12 protein-coding genes are annotated in these 16,154 nt (G+C 73.7%); 6 read left to right on the plus strand and 6 right to left on the minus strand.

Annotated features, from left to right (window positions below; genetic code table 11):
* Positions 1-6 precede the first annotated feature (6 nt).
* Entirely contained in the window at positions 7-747 is a 741-nt protein-coding gene (locus tag Nocox_RS38845; protein WP_020543608.1) for a cytochrome d ubiquinol oxidase subunit II, read from the plus strand.
* A 6-nt stretch (positions 748-753) separates the two neighbouring features.
* Here the strand turns inward: Nocox_RS38845 and Nocox_RS38850 are convergent, their stop codons facing one another.
* Together Nocox_RS38850 and Nocox_RS38855 are read right to left on the minus strand one after the other, a co-directional pair.
* Positions 754-2,520, minus strand: a complete 1,767-nt coding sequence (locus tag Nocox_RS38850) for a bifunctional metallophosphatase/5'-nucleotidase (RefSeq protein WP_020543609.1) — start codon at positions 2,518-2,520, stop codon at positions 754-756.
* Between the two features lie 36 nt (positions 2,521-2,556).
* Positions 2,557-3,336, minus strand: coding sequence for an alpha/beta fold hydrolase (locus Nocox_RS38855; protein WP_020543610.1), 780 nt, complete (start codon positions 3,334-3,336; stop codon positions 2,557-2,559).
* Between the two features lie 74 nt (positions 3,337-3,410).
* Between Nocox_RS38855 and Nocox_RS38860 the strand changes: the two genes are divergently transcribed.
* Positions 3,411-4,016, plus strand: a complete 606-nt coding sequence (locus tag Nocox_RS38860) for a TetR/AcrR family transcriptional regulator (RefSeq protein ID WP_020543611.1) — start codon at positions 3,411-3,413, stop codon at positions 4,014-4,016.
* On the opposite strand, the gene Nocox_RS38865 is transcribed toward Nocox_RS38860, so the two are convergent.
* Together Nocox_RS38865 and Nocox_RS38870 are read right to left on the minus strand one after the other, a co-directional pair.
* Positions 4,003-5,664, minus strand: coding sequence for an alpha-amylase family protein (locus tag Nocox_RS38865; protein ID WP_020543612.1), 1,662 nt, complete (start codon positions 5,662-5,664; stop codon positions 4,003-4,005). The two genes, Nocox_RS38860 and Nocox_RS38865, sit on opposite strands and share 14 nt — an antisense overlap.
* A gap of 30 nt (positions 5,665-5,694) precedes the next feature.
* On the minus strand, positions 5,695-5,871 hold the full coding sequence (locus Nocox_RS38870; RefSeq protein ID WP_084685694.1) for a TetR/AcrR family transcriptional regulator C-terminal domain-containing protein: 177 nt from the start codon (positions 5,869-5,871) through the stop codon (positions 5,695-5,697).
* A gap of 92 nt (positions 5,872-5,963) precedes the next feature.
* Here Nocox_RS38870 and Nocox_RS38875 point away from each other — a divergent pair, with 92 nt between their 5' ends.
* From Nocox_RS38875 to Nocox_RS38885, 3 genes are all read left to right on the plus strand, one after another.
* Positions 5,964-6,107: a hypothetical protein gene (locus Nocox_RS38875; protein WP_020543614.1), complete on the plus strand. Its 144-nt coding sequence runs from the start codon at positions 5,964-5,966 to the stop codon at positions 6,105-6,107.
* Between the two features lie 93 nt (positions 6,108-6,200).
* Positions 6,201-6,401 carry an EF-hand domain-containing protein gene (locus tag Nocox_RS38880; RefSeq protein ID WP_020543615.1) on the plus strand — a complete coding sequence of 67 codons (201 nt, stop codon included), beginning with the start codon at positions 6,201-6,203 and terminating at the stop codon, positions 6,399-6,401.
* 182 nt (positions 6,402-6,583) lie between these two features.
* Positions 6,584-7,759: a PucR family transcriptional regulator gene (locus Nocox_RS38885; protein ID WP_020543616.1), complete on the plus strand. Its 1,176-nt coding sequence runs from the start codon at positions 6,584-6,586 to the stop codon at positions 7,757-7,759.
* Here the strand turns inward: Nocox_RS38885 and ccrA are convergent.
* Entirely contained in the window at positions 7,734-9,047 is a 1,314-nt protein-coding gene (gene ccrA, locus Nocox_RS38890) for a crotonyl-CoA carboxylase/reductase (protein ID WP_020543617.1), read from the minus strand. The genes Nocox_RS38885 and ccrA overlap by 26 nt on opposite strands.
* Complete coding sequence (locus tag Nocox_RS38895) at positions 9,044-14,869, minus strand: type I polyketide synthase (RefSeq protein ID WP_020543618.1); 5,826 nt, start codon at positions 14,867-14,869, stop codon at positions 9,044-9,046. Before Nocox_RS38895 ends, ccrA begins: the two co-directional genes overlap by 4 nt.
* A gap of 234 nt (positions 14,870-15,103) precedes the next feature.
* On the opposite strand from Nocox_RS38895, the gene Nocox_RS38900 reads away from it, so the two are divergent.
* Complete coding sequence (locus Nocox_RS38900; RefSeq protein ID WP_020543619.1) at positions 15,104-16,153, plus strand: alpha/beta hydrolase; 1,050 nt, start codon at positions 15,104-15,106, stop codon at positions 16,151-16,153.
* Position 16,154 lies beyond the last annotated feature (1 nt).

Raw genomic sequence — 16,154 nt, forward strand, 5'->3', positions numbered from 1 at the left:
GCCGTCATGGAGATCTTCGTTCTGGCCTTCTTCGCCCTCGGCTACCTCGTGCTGGCCGGGGCCGACATCGGGGTGGGCATGGCGCTGCCGTACCTGGGGCGTTCGGCGGCCGAGCGGCGCGAGGTGATCGCCGCCATCGCGCCGTTCTTCCTCGGCAACGAGGTGTGGCTGGTGGCCACCGCCGGGGTGCTCGCCGGGCTGTTCCCGGAGCTGGAGGGCGAGCTGCTGAGCGGCAACTACACGCTCGTGGTCGCGCTCGTGCTGGCCTGGGTGGTCCGCGACATGGGGCTGTGGCTGCGCGGGCGGCTGCCGCGGCCCGGCTGGCAGGCGTTCTGGGACGGCGCGACCGTGGCCGGGAGCTGGGGGCTGGCGCTGACCTGGGGGCTGCTGCTCAGCGGCGTGCTGCTCGGGCTGGAGGGGCCGATCGCGGTGCTGCCCGCGCTGGTGGTGGCCGCGCTGTTCGGCACGCACGGGCTGACGTTCGCGGCGCTGCGGCTGCGCGGCAGGCTGCGCGAGCGGGCGGGCGTGCTCACGGGCGGGAGCGGGGAGGCGCGGGCGTACGCGCTGACCGCGGCGGCGCTGCTGGCCGTCGGGGTGCTGGCGGGGCTGCGCCTCCCCCTGCATCCGGGCACGTCGGGCCCGGTGCTGGTGCCGGTGGTCCTGGCGCTCCTCCCGTTCCTGGTGGCGTCCCAGGCGTGGGTGTGGTGGACCTTCCGGCACCGGGTCACCGGGCCTTCGTACCTTTAGAAGCCTCTAGAAGACGGGCACCCCTTCCCTGGTGAGCTTCCAGTTCGGGGCGGCGAAGTCGGCCGGGTCGATGGTGCCCTTGGCGGTGGCGTGCTCGATGAGCGCCTGGCGGATCTCCACCTGGGCGTTGTAGAGCACGGGGGCGCTGGTGACGTGCGGGAAGCCGCCGCCGCCCGACTGCCGGTAGTTGTTGATGGCGACCACGAACTCCTTGTCCGCCGGGACGGGCTGCCCGTCGTAGGTCAGGTTCGCGATGCGCTGCCCGACCGGCTTGCTGATGTCGATGTCGTACGAGACGCCGGAGAGCTGGTCGTAGTTGTAGTCGGGGGTGCCGGAGGCGTTGGTGAGCGTGGCCACGTCCACCGGCGCCCCGGGGGCGAGCTGGTTGAAGTACTTCGCCGAGTACTCCAGGTAGTCCTTGATCTGCGCGCCGGTCAGCTTGATCGCCAGCAGCGTGTTGTCGTAGACGTAGAGGCCCGCGACGTCCCTGACCCGGATGTCACCGGCGGGGAAGACCGCCGAGCGGCTGAACGGGGCCGCGATCGACAGCACCGGCAGCGTGTTGTCCGGCAGCGCCTGCTTGACCGTCTCGGTCTGCACCTGCTGGATGTAGTCGAGGATCGGCGTGTCCTTGTACGGCGACTCGGCCGCCGACAGCTCCTGCGCCGACTTGGCCACGACCTTGTTGACGTAGGCGACGGTGGTGTCGTGCTGCGGCTTCAGCAGCGAGACGATCTTCGGGTCCTCGGCGACCGTGTTGGTGTTGATCGTGGCCGACGACTTGCCGGTCACCGTCCACTTGCCGCGCTGCTTGGTGAGCTGGAAGTCCAGCCGGGACAGCCGCTGCCCCCACCGGCCCGGCTCGGTGAGCAGCACCTGCTGCCCGGTGACCTTGTTGGTGACGAACTTCTGCGGCACGTCGTTGTGCGCGTGCCCGAACAGCACCGCGTCGATGCCCGGCACCTGCTCGGCGACCAGGGCGGAGGCGTTCTCGACGGGCAGGTCGCCCCCGTAGGAGGACATGCCGTTGTCGCCCGCGTGCGCGGTCACGACGACCACGTCCGCGCCGAGGCCGCGGATGACCGGCACCCACTTCTTCGCCGAGTCGACCAGGTCGGTGAAGCGCAGCTTGCCCTCGACGTTGGCCTTGTCCCAGATGGCCACGCCGGGGTTGGTGAGGCCGAGCACGCCGACCTTGATCGGCTTCTCCCCTGGGACCTTCATGGTCTTGATGACGAACGGCTGGTACGCGGGCAGCCCCGACGTCGCGTGCACGGCGTTCGCGCCGAGCACCGGGGCCTTCATCTGCCTGATCCAGGTGGCCAGTAGCGGCAGACCGTAGTTGAACTCGTGGTTGCCCAGGGTCACGGCGTCATAGCCGATGGCGTTCATGGCCTTGGCCATCGGGTGGGTGCTGCCGGTCTCGGTGATCGGCTCGATCTTGGCGTAGTAGTAGGCGAGCGGGGTGCCCTGGATGGTGTCGCCGGAGTCGAAGAGCAGCGTGTGGCCCGGCCCGCGCTCGGCCCTGATCGTGTTGACCAGCGTGGACACCTTGGCCAGGCCGACGCTGTTGCCGGCGCTGTCGGCGTAGGCGGTGTCCTTGAAGTAGTCCCAGTTGAGGACGTTGCTGTGCAGGTCGGACGTGCCCATGACGGTGACGGTGACCGTCTTCGCGGGCCCGGCCTGAGCGGCCCCGGCTTGGGCGGGGAGCGCTGCCAGGGCCAGCGCGGTCAGCGCGGCGGCCCCGGCGAGGGCGAGCTTCTTGGTCTGCATGTGCCTGGAGAGTAACCGGGACAAATTACTCAGCGGTTACGATTCCCCCGACGCGCCGGGAAGCTCCCGCGTCACGAACGCGCGGATCAGCGCGGTGATCTCGGCCGGGCGCTCGTGCAGGACCACGTGGCCGCTGTCGAGCTCGGCGTACTCGCTGCCGGGGATGGCGGCGTGCATCGCGCGGGCGTGCTCGACCGGGACGAGGTAGTCGCGGGTGTTGCCGATGACCAGCGTGGGCGCGGTGATCTTGGGGAGCAGGTCGCGGACGTCCACCCTGAGGTCCAGCTCGATCTGGCGGAGGGTGCCGCGCGGCGGCTCACCCATGAGCGCCGCGACGCCGGCCTCGCGGACGAACTCGGGACTGAAGCCCACCAGCGGCCCGTACGCGGCGAAGCTCTCGGGGTCGGTGCGCGCGAGCCTGGCCCAGGTGCGCAGGCCGAGTTCGAGCCGGTCGTCGGCGAGGTGCGTCCAGCCCGCGATGAGCACCAGCCGCCGGACCAGCTCGGGCCGCTCGGCGGCGACGGCGGCGGCCACGACCGCGCCCAGGGAGAACCCCACCAGGTCGGACGGGCCCTCGAAGGCCGCGGCGACCTGCCCGGCGAGCAGGTCCAGCGTGAGCTCGCCGCCGAGGTCGGCGGTGGCCCCGCTGCCGGCGTAGTCGGGGGTGATGACGGTGCGGACGTCGCTCAGGCCGGGCACGAGGTGGGCCCAGTTGGTGGCGGCGTCGCCGCCGGTGCCGTGCACCAGGACCAGCCCGGGCCCGTCGCCGGCGCGGCCGTAGTGGACGGGGCCCGCGGGGTGCTGCGCGATGGGCATCGTTCTCCTCACCCTTTCTGTAGTGATCGCTACAGAAAAGAACCATAACATAGCGATCGCTATAGAATGACGGCATGGCCAGGCAGCGGACATTCGACCGGGACCTCGCGCTGGAGCAGGCGCTGCGCGCGTTCTGGCGGCGCGGCTACGAGGCGACCTCGATCGCCGAGCTCACCGCCGCCATGGGCATCAAACCGCCCAGCCTGTACGCCGCCTTCGGCGACAAACGCCGCCTGTTCGAGGAGGTCGTCGCCCGCTACCAGCGCACCTACGGCGCCTTCACCACCCGCGCGCTGGCCGAGGAGCCCACCGGGCGGCAGGCGATCGAGCGCGTGCTGCGGGAGGCCGCGGCCGAGTACGCCGACGCCGGGCACCCGCCCGGCTGCATGATCGTCTCCTCGGCGGTCAACTGCGGCCCGGAGTCCGCCGAGGTGGAGGAGCTGCTGCGCGACCACAGGAAGGAGGCCAAGGCCGCGCTCAAACGGCGCATCGACGACGACCTCGCGGCGGGCCGCATCCCGGCCGGCACCGACACGGCCGGGCTGGCCGCCTTCTACGCCTGCGTCATCCAGGGCATGTCGACGCAGTCGCGCGACGGGGCGGGACCCGCCGAACTGCGGCGGATCGCCGCCCTCGCCATGGCGGCCTATCCCACTACTGGTCCCGCTACTGCGACATGACGCTTGCGTCCTCGGGCGCGACCTCCGGCGGCGAGGCGCGCAGCCAGCGGCAGCCGTGCGGCTCCAGCGGCAGCTTCACCCTGGCGTCGGCCGACACGTCGAGCGTGCCGTCCACCAGCAGGTCCGTGAGCTGCTGACCCTCCAGCCCCGGCAGCTCCAGCTCGGCGTCCACCGCCGTGTCGCACAGGTTGTGCGCGACCACGACCGTGGCGCCGTCGGCGTCGCAACGGTGCGCGAAGACCGCGTGGTGCCCGGCGTCCAGCACCGTGTACGTCCCCCACGCCAGCTCCGGGCACTCCCGGTAACGCTCGATGAGGAGCTGGAACCAGCGCAGCAGCGAGGCGGTGTCCCGCTTCTGGTCGGCGACGTTGACCCGGTCGGGCGCGAAGGCGCCCTCCGGCATCTCGCGCACCGGATCGGCCGGGCTGAAGCCGCCGTCCTCCGACCACTGCATCGGGACGCGGACCGCGAGCCGGCCCTCCTCCTCAAGGTTCTCGCCCATGCCGATCTCCTCGCCGTAGAAGATGACGGGGGTGCCGGGGAGGGAGAACAGCAGGCTGTAGGCCATCTTGACGCGGCGCAGGTCGCCGCCGAGCATCGTCGGCAGCCGGCGGCGCAGGCCCCGGCCGAAGATCTGCATGTCCTTGTGGGGGCCGAAGGCGTCGAAGACCTCCTGCCGCTCCTCGTCGGTCAGCTTGTCGAGGGTGAGTTCGTCGTGGTTGCGGAGGAACATGGCCCACTGGCCGTCCTTCGGCGGCTTGGGGCGCTCGCGGAGGGCGTCGGCGAGGGGGGCGGCCTCCTGGCGGGCCAGCGACAGCCAGGTTTTCTGCATGCTGATGAAGTCGAAGCACATGGTGACCTGGTCGCCGAGACCGTCGCCGAAGTACCGCACTAATTCCGAGTACGGCACGTTGACCTCGCCGAGCAGGATCGAGCCGCCCTTGCGGCGGGTCATGAACGCCCGCATGTCCTGAAGGAACTCGTGCGGGTCGGGCAGCTTCGGGTCGACGTTCTCGATGAGGAACGGGACGGCGTCCACCCGGAAGCCCGACAGGCCGAGCTCCATCCAGAACCCGAGGATGCGCGTGATCTCGTCCCTGACCTCGGGGTTGGCCACGTTGAGGTCGGGCTGGTGCTTGTAGAAGCTGTGCAGGTAGTACTGCTTGGAACGGTTGTCCCACTCCCAGAGGGAGTTCTCCTTGTCGGGGAAGACCACCTTGCTCGGGTCGTCCGGCTCCGGCTTGTCGGACCAGACGTACCAGTCGCGCAACGGCGAGTTCTTGCTCTTCCGCGACTCCTTGAACCAGGGGTGCTGGTCGGAGGTGTGGTTGACGACGAGGTCGGCGATGACGCGCATGCCGCGGTCGTGGGCGGTGCGCATGAACTCCACGAAGTCACCCAGCGTGCCGAGGCGGGGATCGATGCTGTAGAAGTCGGTGATGTCGTACCCGTCGTCCCGGTTGGGGGTCGGGAAGAACGGCATCAGCCACAGACACGTCACGCCGAGGCCGGCGAGATAGTCGATCTGCTGCGTGAGCCCGCGGAAGTCGCCGACGCCGTCACCGTTGCCGTCCTTGAAGGTTTCCACGTCGAGGCAATAGACGACGGCGTTCTTCCACCAGACGTCAGAGGTGTACGTCAGTCGCATGGTTTCCCCGACTACCCCTGCTCCGGCGAATCAGGCGAGCTTGGCGGCGATGGCGTCGAGTATCCAGTCGAGACCGATGTCGAAGGAGGTGCCCGGGTCCGTTTCCGTGCCCTCGCGGACGAACCTGGCCAGGGCCGGATAGCGGCCCGTGTCCAGCATCCGCGTCAGGTAGGCGCCGTGGGCGCGCTGCCAGTCGTGCTCGGACAGCCCCGTGGCGCGCTCACGGCTGGGCGGAACCCCTGCTCGACCTGCTCAGGCGCGGTGACGCCGTCACGCACCGCCCGCTGCACGCCCTGCCGGTGCCGCACGCCTGGGCCCACGTCCCCGGGGTGACGTTGCTCGGCGACGCCGCCGCGGCCGGGCTCGACCGCATCGTCGGCCCCGACCCGGCCGCCGCGATCGCCTTCTTCGACGAGCTCCAGAGCCCCGACCAGGTCCGTTAGGGCGGCGTTTGTGGGGGAATGGCGTTCCATCGACGGGCCGCGATCCGCGCCACTAAGGTTCGAACGCGACGACAACTCAGAAAGGCCCCCCATATGAGCGACTACGCGATCACCTTCGATCTCATCGACGTCGACAAGGACGGCCGGATCTCGGCCGAGGAGCTCGTGAGGCTCATGGAGATCCTGGGCCAGCCGGTGACGCTGGAGGCGGCGCAGGAGGGCGTGCGCAGGCTCGACAAGGACGGAGACGGGCTCATCGACGTCGAGGAGTTCGGCGCCTTCGTCACCCCGTGAGCGGTCCGTCGCCGGCATAGCCGGATGTGATAAAAGCAAGCATTTGCTACAAAACTCCTGTCGCCTGGGTCACAATGGCGACAGGAGGGACGATGGCCAACAGCAGTGATGCACGCGAAAGCCGGGCGCCCGCGGGCCTCGTGAGAACGCTCAGGTCAGGCATCGGCCGGGTCTCAGAAGAGGTGATCGAGGAGATCCAGAACCGCATCCCGGAGTACGCCAGGCGGGAGGACGAGCTCTACATCAAGGTCCTGCGCACGGCGGTCGAACAGGCCATCGAGGGCTTCCTCGACCGCGTCGAGAACCCCGACGCCGCCTGGGACCCCGAGCCGTTCCGCATGGTCGGCAAGGGCGAGGCCGCCGAAGGCCGCAACCTGGAGCCGCTCCAGACCGCGCTCCGGCTCGGCGCGCGGGTGGGCTGGCGGCGGCTCACGGAGATCGCCGACCCGCTCGGGCTGTCCCCCCAATGCCTGTACGACCTCGGCGAGACCATCTTCGTCTACCTCGACCAGCTCGCCGACGCCGCCGCCGAGGGGTTCGAGGAGGCCAGGGCGCGGGCCGCCGGCGAGATCGAACGGCGCCGGGGCCGGCTGCTCGACCTGCTGCTCAGCCAGCCGGCCGCGAGCCCCGACGCGATCGCCGACCTGGCCAAGGCAGCCGGATGGCGGCTGCCGCGCACGGTCGCCTGCGTGGCCCTCGACGACCTCCCCGGAGGCGGCGTGCCCGGAGGCAGCGGGCCCGGAGGCAGCGGGCCCGCGCAGGCGCGGCGGGGGGCCGCGTACCGGATGCCGGCGCTGCCGCCCGACGTGCTCGCCGGGCTGGAGCGGACCACGCCGTGCCTGCTGGTGCCCGACCCGAGCGGCCCGGGGCAGGCGCAGATGCTGGAGCACGGGCTGCGCGGCTACTGGGGCGCGATCGGGCCCGCGGTGCCGCTCGCCGCCGCGGCGACGTCCCTGCGCTGGGCCCGGGAGGCGCTGGAGCTGTCGCGGCGCGGGGTGCTGCCGCGCGGGCTGCCGCGCTGCGAGGAGCACATGGCGACGCTCGTGGTGTTCAAGGACGAGGAGCTGGTCAACGCCCTCGCCGAGGCGCGCCTCGCGCCCCTCGCCCACCTCCGCCCCGCCCAGCAGGACCGCCTCGCCGAGACGCTGCTGGCCTGGCTGCGCCACGGGCGCGGCGCCGGCGAGGTCGCCGCCCGCCTGCACGTACACCCCCAGACCGTGCGCTACCGGTTACGCCAGCTCGAAGAGCTGTACGGCGACCAGCTCGCCGACCCGGACGTCCGGTTCGAGCTGGAGATCGCGCTCCGCGCCCGCCAGGCCATGAACAAGGACCTCAGAGGGGCCGGCGGAAGAGCCTGAGCCGGTCCTCGCCGATCCGCGCGCGCAGCGCGTGGTCCTCGACGCCCAGGTCCTCCGACGGGGCGAGGGCCAGCACGCCGACCTTGCCGACGTGCTGGTTGAGCTGGACGGCGCGGGCCGCCTCCGCCGCCCCCTCCAGGGGGTAGACGGCCGACAGCGTGGGATGGACCATGCCGAGCGAGATCAGCCGGTTCACCTCGTGGCACTCCTGGTAGTTCGCGCCGTGGGAGCCGATGATGCGCTTGAGCTTCATCCACAGGTGCCTGTTGTCGTACTCGTGGGCGTAGCCGCTGGACGAGCCGCAGGTCACGACCGCGCCGCCGCGCTTGGCGACGTACACCGACGCCCCGAACGTCTCCCTTCCCGTGTGCTCGAAGACGATGGCCGGGTCCTCACCCACCTGCCGCCTGATCTCCGCGCCGAGCCGCCGCCAGCCCTTCTCGTCCGCGAGGCCGCCGTCGAGCTGCGAGCGGTCCACGACGTACGGGCAGCCCATGCGGCGCAGCAGCTCGGCCTTCTCCTGGGTGCCGACGACGCCGACCGGGATGCCGCCGCCGTTCCTGACGAGCTGCACGCCGTACCCGCCGAGGCCGCCCGTCGCCCCCCACAGCAGCACCACGTCGCCCTGCTTCATCCGCGCGCCGCGCTCCCCGACCAGCATCCGGTACGCCGTCGAGGCGCACAACATGTTGCAGGCCGCCTCCTCCCAGCTCAGGTGCCGGGGCTTGGCGAGCAGCTGCGTGGCCTTGACCACGGCGAAGTCGGCGAGGCCGCCGAAGTTCGTCTCGAAGCCCCAGGCGCGCAGGTCCCCGGCCAGCATCCCGTCGTGCTGGACGACCGGGTCCTCGCCGTCCACGTACGCGGGGCTGGTCACCACCCGGTCCCCCACCCGCCAGCGGCGGACCGCGCGGCCGGTCCTGACGATCACGCCGGCCGCGTCCGAGCCGAGCACGTGCACCGGCAGGTCGTGTCGGGCGTCGCTGCGCCCGAACCGCTCCAGGAACGCGAACGTCGGCACCGGCTCGAACATCGCCGACCACACCGTGTTGTAGTTGATCGCGCTCGCCATGACCGCGACCAGCACCTCGTCCTCGGCCAGCTCCGGCATCGGCACCTCGCCGACGTGCAGCGTACGGCGGACGTCCTTGTCCTCGTCGTCCTGGTCGAAGCTGCCGACCTCGTCCTTGCGCAGGTGGGCGGCGCGGTAGACGGAGGGCACGTCCAGGCGCTCCAGCTCGGCCGGCTCGGCTCCGGCCACCACCGCCTCGGCGAGTGCTGTCGTCTTCACAGGAGTAGTCCCTTCAGGTGCTCGGCGATGACCTCGACGTGGGGCGGGTCGAGCAGGTTGAGGTGGTGCGAGCCGGGGATCCCGACGACCTCCAAGCGGGGCGCGTACGCGGCGAAGCCCCTGGCCGGGTCGCCGTCGTGGGCGTACCTGGGGTCCTCGACGGCCCAGGGGGCGGGCTCGGTGGAGCGGTAGAGGACCGCACGGCCGTGGTACGGCCCGGCGGGGCGGTAGCGCTCGATGGCCCGGGTGTCGTCGTGCGAGGTGAGCTGGTGGCGGAGGATCGCGGGCGGCAGGGTGGCGAGCACGCCCGATCCGGCGATCCTGGCCTCGGTGAGGGCGAGCTGGGCCGGCTCGTCCAGCGCCTCCAGCTCGGCGCGGTCCAGCGGGATCGGGGTGCCGTACGTCCTGGTCAGGTAGGCGGCGAAGGCGGCGTAGCGGCGGGCGGCGAGCCGGCGGCGGTCCGGCTCCTGGACCTCGTCGGGGAGGCCCGAGTCGATCATGGCCAGCAGTTCGACGTCGTCCTCGCCGAGCAGCCGCGCGATCTCGAACGCCAGGATCCCGCCGAACGACCACCCGCCCAGCCGGTACGGGGGTTTCGCGGCCGCGCGGACGGCTTCGGCGTAGCGGGCCGCGCGGTCCGGGATGTCCGGCTGGTCCAGGCGTTCCAGCCCGAGGACGGGGACGGGGAGGCGGGCGGCGAGCTGCGCGTACACGCCGGTGGTGCCACCCGCAGGGTGAGCGAGAAAGAGCGGCGGACCGGAGGAAGCGCCCGGCGTCAGCGGCCGGACGACCCCCCGCCGCGCCTCGGCCTCGTCCACCCGCCTGATCGCGGCGGCGAGGTCAGCGGGGGTGACGCCCTCCTGCCCTGGAGGTTGGCTGGGGGCTTGTCTGGGGAGTTGGCCGAGGTCCTGGCCGAGGAGGGTCAGGGCCTTGGGCAGGAGGTCGGGGGGCAGGGGTTCGGTGACGGAGGGCTCGCGGCCGAGGAGACCGGCGAGCACGCGGGTGACCTGGCGTTCGGCCGCGTCCCGGGGCCCGACGACGACCCCTGCGGCGGGCGCGGCGGCGGGCACGGCAGCGGGCACGGCAGCGGGCACGGCAGCGGGCGCGGCAGCGGGCACGGCAGCGGGCGCGAGGCCCAGACCCTCGGTCACCGACCGCGCCAGCGCGCCCAGGGTGCCGCCCTTGAGCAGTGGAGCCGCCGCCACCCGTACGCCGAAGTCGTGCTCGATCAGCCCCCGCAGCCGGGTGGCGGCCAGGGAGTCGAGCCCGAGGTCCGTGAGGACGACGTCGTCCCCCAGCCGGGACGGCTCCACCCCGAGCACGGCGGCGGCCCGCTCCCCCAGCTTGCGGGACACGGCCGCGAGGGCCTCGTCCGGCGCGAGCCCCGCGAGGTCCTGCGGAGCCAGGGGCGGAGCCTCGGCGACCTCCGAGAAGTACGGGATCCGGACGAGGGACGGGAAGAGCGCGACCGCCCGAGCGGCGTCGAGCCTGACCACCCCCGCAGAGAGGTCGCGCTGCAGCAGCGCCTCCAGCGCCTCCAGCCCTTCGGCCGCCGTCAGCGGCTCGACGCCCGGCGTGGCCGGCGCCGCGGTGCCCGCCCAGGGGCCCCAGTTGACGGCGAGGGCGGGCAGGCCCTCGGCGCGGCGGCGCTCGCACAGGGCGTCCAGCCAGGCGTTCGCGGTGGCGTAGGCCGCCTGGCCCGGCGAGCCGAGCAGGGACGCCGCCGACGAGAACGCCACCCACCAGTCGAGGTCGAGGTCCTTGGTGGCGTCGTGCAGCCGCTGGGCGCCGACGACCTTGGCGGCCCAGACGCGGGCGAGTCCGTCCGGTTCGAGGTCGGCGATGAGGCGGTCGTCGAGGACCCCGGCGGCGTGCACGACGCCGCGCAGCCGCAGCCCGCCCTCGGTGGCGGCGGCCACCAGCCGCCCGGCCGTCCCCGGCGCGGCCAGGTCGCCGGTGACCGTCCTGAGGGCAGGTTCGGTGTCCTCCGGGTGGGCGGTGCGGCTGTTCAGGACGACGCGGGTGGCGCCGCGTTCGATGAGCCGGCGGGCGGTGAGGCGGCCGAGGTGCCCATGGCCGCCGGTGACGATGTACGCGCCGGGACCGGCCACGGAGACGGGGTGGCGAAGGGGCGGGAGGGTGGAAGGGTGGCGGAGGGGCGGGACGGTAACAGGGTGGCGGAGGGGCGGGAGGGCCACGGGGCGGAGGCGGGCGGCGTAGCGGGCGCCCGCCCGCCAGGCCACCTCGTCGTCCTCGGCGTCGCCGGACAGCTCCCTGGCCAGCGCGCCGAGGTCATCGTGGTCGACGAGGCGGGCCCGGACCTCGGGATGTTCCAGGGCGAGGACCCGTACCAGGGCGCGGAGGGCGGCGGGGCCGGGGTCGGCGAGGTCGCCGTCGCGTACGGACTGGGCGCGCTCGGTCGCGATCACGATCCGCGCGCCCCGCCGCGCCAGTTCGGCCACCCGGAGCACGACCCGCTGCGTCCCCGCCGGCCCGAGCCCCGGAGGCACCAGAACCACGACCCCGGCGTCCGCCCCGCTCCCCGGCGGAGCCCCCTCGCCCGGAGGGGTGGGGAGGAGGGCGCGGAGGCGGGCGGCCCGCGCGTCCCCCTCGTCGGCCAGGATGCGCCACGCGCGGCGGGACGGGCCCGCCCCCGGTGGCGGCACGCTCACCCACGTGCGGCCGAGCAGCTTGGCCTCCAGGGTGAGCGGGACGGGCCCCGGGGGCAGGTCGGTGATCTCGGGGATCCCGCCGGCCGGGCCGAGGACGGCCGTGCCGTGGACGGTCCACCGGCCGGCGGCGTTCTTCGCCGCGAGCTCGATGCGCCCGTCCGCGAGAGTGAGCGTCACCTGGGCGGGGAGCGGGAGGTGGGCGTGCAGGGTCACCTGCCGGAGCCCGGCCCCGCCGGGGGCCTCCCCATACGCCTCTGCGACGGCCGCGCGGGCGAGGCGGCCCAGGACGGCGGGCGTGAGCACCGGACGGCCGTCCCGGTGCCACTCCTCCGGGGGCAGCCGCCAGGGGGCGTCGGCGAGGTCGTCGAGCGTGGTGGTCCACGAGTGGCAGGACGGTGTCTCGACGTGCGCCCCGAGCAGCGGGTGCCCGGCCGGGGGCCGTTTCGGCTCGGCCCAGTGCCGTACGTGCTCCCAAGGCGAGTGCGGCACGTCGGCGAGCCGCCCCCGCGTCCGGGGCGGCACGGCCACGGCGACGGCGGCGAGCTGGTCGTGGAAGGGCCCCTCGGTGACGCGGGCGGTCGCGGGCAGGGTGTCGCGGAGCGCCCCGGACAGCAGCGGGCGGGGCCCCAGCTCGGTGAAGAGGGTGTGCCCGTCCTCGGCGGCGGCCCTTACGGCCTGCATGAGCCGTACGGGCCGGCGCAGCCCGGCCGCCCAGTACGCCCCCTCGAACGCGGGGGCCTCGCGCGGATCCTCGAAGACCGGCGAATAGTACGGGATGCCGGGCTTGCCCCCCGCGAGGGCGCGCAGTTCCTCGCGCAGCACCGGCACCAGTGACCGCACCTGCGGCGAGTGCCCCGCGCCCTCGGCCGTCAGCGTCCGCGCGAGCAGCCCCCGCGCCGCCACCGAGGCCGCGAACTCCGCCACCCGCTCAGGCTCCCCCGTCACCACGGTCTGCGCCGGCGAGGCGTACACGGCCACGTGCAGGTCGTCCGGCACCTCCTCGGCCCCGGTCTCGACGACCGCCATGGCCCCGCCGCCGCCGAGGCCGCCGAGCAGCCGGGCCCGCGCGCAGATCACCCGTACGCCGTCCTCGACGCCGAGCCCGCCCGCCACCACGGCGGCGGCCACCTCGCCCATGGAGTGCCCGATCACGGCGGCGGGCTCGAAGCCGTAGGCCCGCCAGGTCTCGGCCAGGGCGAGCTGCGCGGCGAAGATGATCGGCTGGAGCACCGCCACGCCGGCCGCCTCGGGGTCGTGGACGTCGATGCCGGCCTCGTCGCGCAGCATGGGGGCCAGCAGGTCGAGGGTGCGGCGGTAGGCGGGCTCGGCGGCGTAGAGCTCCAGGGACGGCCGGTGCGGGCTGTAGCCGCTGAACACCCAGACGGGGCCCTTCGCTGGGGTGACGGGCCCGGCCGGGCGGGCCTCGCGCAGCCCGGCGGCCAGTTCGGCGGCGTCGCCCGCCACGACGGCCGCCGCCACCCGCCCGCGCCCGGCCCGCCTGGCGAGGGTGTGCGCCACGTCCCCCAGGTCGGCGGCGGAGGGGAGCCAGGAGGCGAGGACGCGGGCGTGGCGCTCGACCCGCCGCGCGGTCACGTCGGTGAGCAGGAAGACGTGCTTGGCGCCGGCCGCCGGGACCTGGGAAGCGGCCGGGAAGGCGTCGAGGGCGACGTGGGCGTTCGTGCCGCCGAAGCCGAACGCCGACACCCCCGCCCGCGGCGGATCGCCGCCCTCCCCGCGCGGCCACGGCGTGGGCGCGGTGACGACGCGCAGCCGCTCCCACGGGATGTGCGGGTTCGGCTCGCGGAAGTGCAGGCTGGGCGGGATCACCCCGTGGTGCAGGGCGAGCACGGCCTTGATGAGGCCGGCGACGCCCGCCGCCGCCTCCAGGTGCCCGAGGTTGGTCTTGACCGAGCCCAGCAGGACGGGCCCCGGCACGGCGGCGGCGATGGCCCTGGCCTCGATGGGGTCGCCGAGCAAGGTCCCGGTGCCGTGCGCCTCGATGTAGTCGGGCCCGCGGCCGAGCCGGGCGTACACCTGCCGCAGCAGGGACTCCTGCGCCTCGGGATTGGGGGCGACCAGGCCGTTGGAGCGGCCGTCCTGGGCGACGGCGCTCTCCCTGATCACGGCGAGCACCCGGTCGCCGTCCCGTACGGCGTCCGCGAGCCGCTTCAGCACCACGACGCCGCAGCCCTCGGCCCGCACCATGCCGTCCGCCGCCGCGTCGAACGCCTTGCAGCGGCCGTCGGCGGCGGTGCCGCCGCCCCGGTCGAAGGCCACGGTGATCAGCGGCGACAGCAGGAGGTTCACCCCGGCGGCGAGCGCCAGGTCGCACTCCCCGGCCCGCAGGCCGGTGACGGCGAGGTGGGTGGCGACGAGGGAGGAGGAGCAGGCGGTGTCCACGGCCAGGGAGGGTCCGCGCAGGTCCAGCAGGTACGACACCCGGTTGGCGGCGATGCTGAGCGCGGCCCCGGTGGCCGTCCAGGCGTCCACGGCGGCGAGGTCGGCGCCGGTCAGGTGGGCGTATTCGGTGCCGGAGAGCCCGGCGTAGACGCCGGTGCGGCTGCCGGAGAGCGTGCGCGGGGCGTGGCCGGCGTGCTCCAGCGCCTCCCAGGCGGTCTCCAGGAGCAGCCGCTGCTGCGGGTCCATGGTGGCGGCCTCGCCGGGCGCGATGCCGAAGAACTCCGCGTCGAACCCGGCCACGTCGTCGAGGAACCCGCCGTGCCTGGTGGCGTCCGCCAGCGCCGCGCGGGTGCGCGCGGAGCCGTCGTCGAACGCCTCCCAGCGCCCCTCGGGCACCTGGCCGACCGCGTCCCGGCCGTCGGCGAGCAGCTTCCAGTACGCCTCGGGGCCGTGCGCGCCGGGGAAGCGGCAGCCGACGCCGATCACCGCGACCGGTTCCCCCGCCGTCCCCGCGGCCTCGGGCGGCTGCTGGGGTGCGGACAGCGCGCGGGCGAGCCGGTCGATCGTCGGGTGTTCCCACACGAGCGTCGGGCTCAGCTCGCGGCCCAGCAGTTCGCCCAGCTCGCCCGCCACCGCGACGGCCTCGCGCGAGGACAGCCCGTGCTCCTCCAGCGGCCGGCCGGGATCCACCTGCCCGCCGAGCCGCTCGATGAGGAAGCGCCGGATCTCGCTCTCATCGGGTACGTCCACGAAACACTCCCGAGTGCGCCGGGGCCGGGGTGATCGGCCACCCTACTGAGGAGCGCCGGAGGGGCGGCACGACCGTACGGAACATTCCTCGGTCGTGTTTTGTCACGCCCGTGACAATCCGGTCGGATTTGTCCGTCAGGCCACAAGCGGGCGGCCGATTTCGTTGCGCCACCTCATAGCCGTGAGCTCACCGGCCCCCTACCGTCGCCTGCACCCCGAGCGAAGGAGGCCCCCATGCGCGCCCTGGCGTCACTGGCGGCGGCGACGGCGCTGCTGCTCTCCTGCGCGCCCCCTGCCTCCGCCGACCCCGACTGGTCGTTCGCCGAGGAGAGCGAGCCAACGCGCCCCGAGCCGGCCACCGGCGGCTACGCCCCCGGCCGGCCCGCGCTGCCCGGCCCCGCCCGCGTGGTCGCCGAGCGCCGGATCGACGCGCGCACCCTGGACCTGCTCGTCTCCTCGCCGTCCATCGGCAAGCTCACGCCGGTCCGCCTGCTCCTGCCCCGAGGCTGGTCGCGGACGGCCGGGCGCACCTGGCCGGTGCTCTACCTGCTGCACGGCGGCGCCGACGACTACACCTCGTGGACCCGGATGACGGACGTGGCCACGTTCACCGCGAACCTGGACGCCCTCGTCGTCATGCCCGAGGCGGGCCGGGCGGGCAACTACTCCGACTGGCACAACGCCGGCCGGGGCGGGCCGCCGAAGTGGGCGACGTTCCACACCTCCGAGGTGCGGCGGCTGCTGGAGGCCGGCTACCGCGCCGGTACGCGGCGGGCCGTCGCCGGGCTGTCGATGGGCGCGTACGGCGCGGTCAAGTACGCCGCCGCCAACCCCGGCATGTTCCGCTTCGCGGGCGCGTACAGCGGGATCATGGCCACCCGCCTGCCGGGCATCCCGGCGGTCGTCATGAACGCCCAGGCGAGCGAGAAGCAGGACCCGCTCGCGCTCTGGGGCGACCCGAGACGCGACGCGAAGGTGTGGGCCGCCAACGACCCCCTGGCGCTCGCCGCCGGCCTCCGCGGCACGTCCCTCTACCTCTCCAGCGGCAGCACGTCGCTCAACGGCCCGCTCGACACGCCCGGCGCCGCCTGGAACCCCGCCCACCTGGGCGAACCGATCTCCGCCTACACCGCGCGGGCGCTGAGTGAGCGGCTGAAGCGGCTCGGCATCAGGCACACCCTGCACCTGTACGGGGACGGCACGCACACCTGGCCGTACTGGACGCGCGAGTTCAAGAGGTCGTACCCGATGATCGTGCGCGCGCTGGGGCTGCGGCGCGGATGAC

It is taken from the genome of Nonomuraea coxensis DSM 45129, from assembly GCF_019397265.1.
In the GTDB taxonomy this organism is placed as follows: domain Bacteria; phylum Actinomycetota; class Actinomycetes; order Streptosporangiales; family Streptosporangiaceae; genus Nonomuraea; species Nonomuraea coxensis.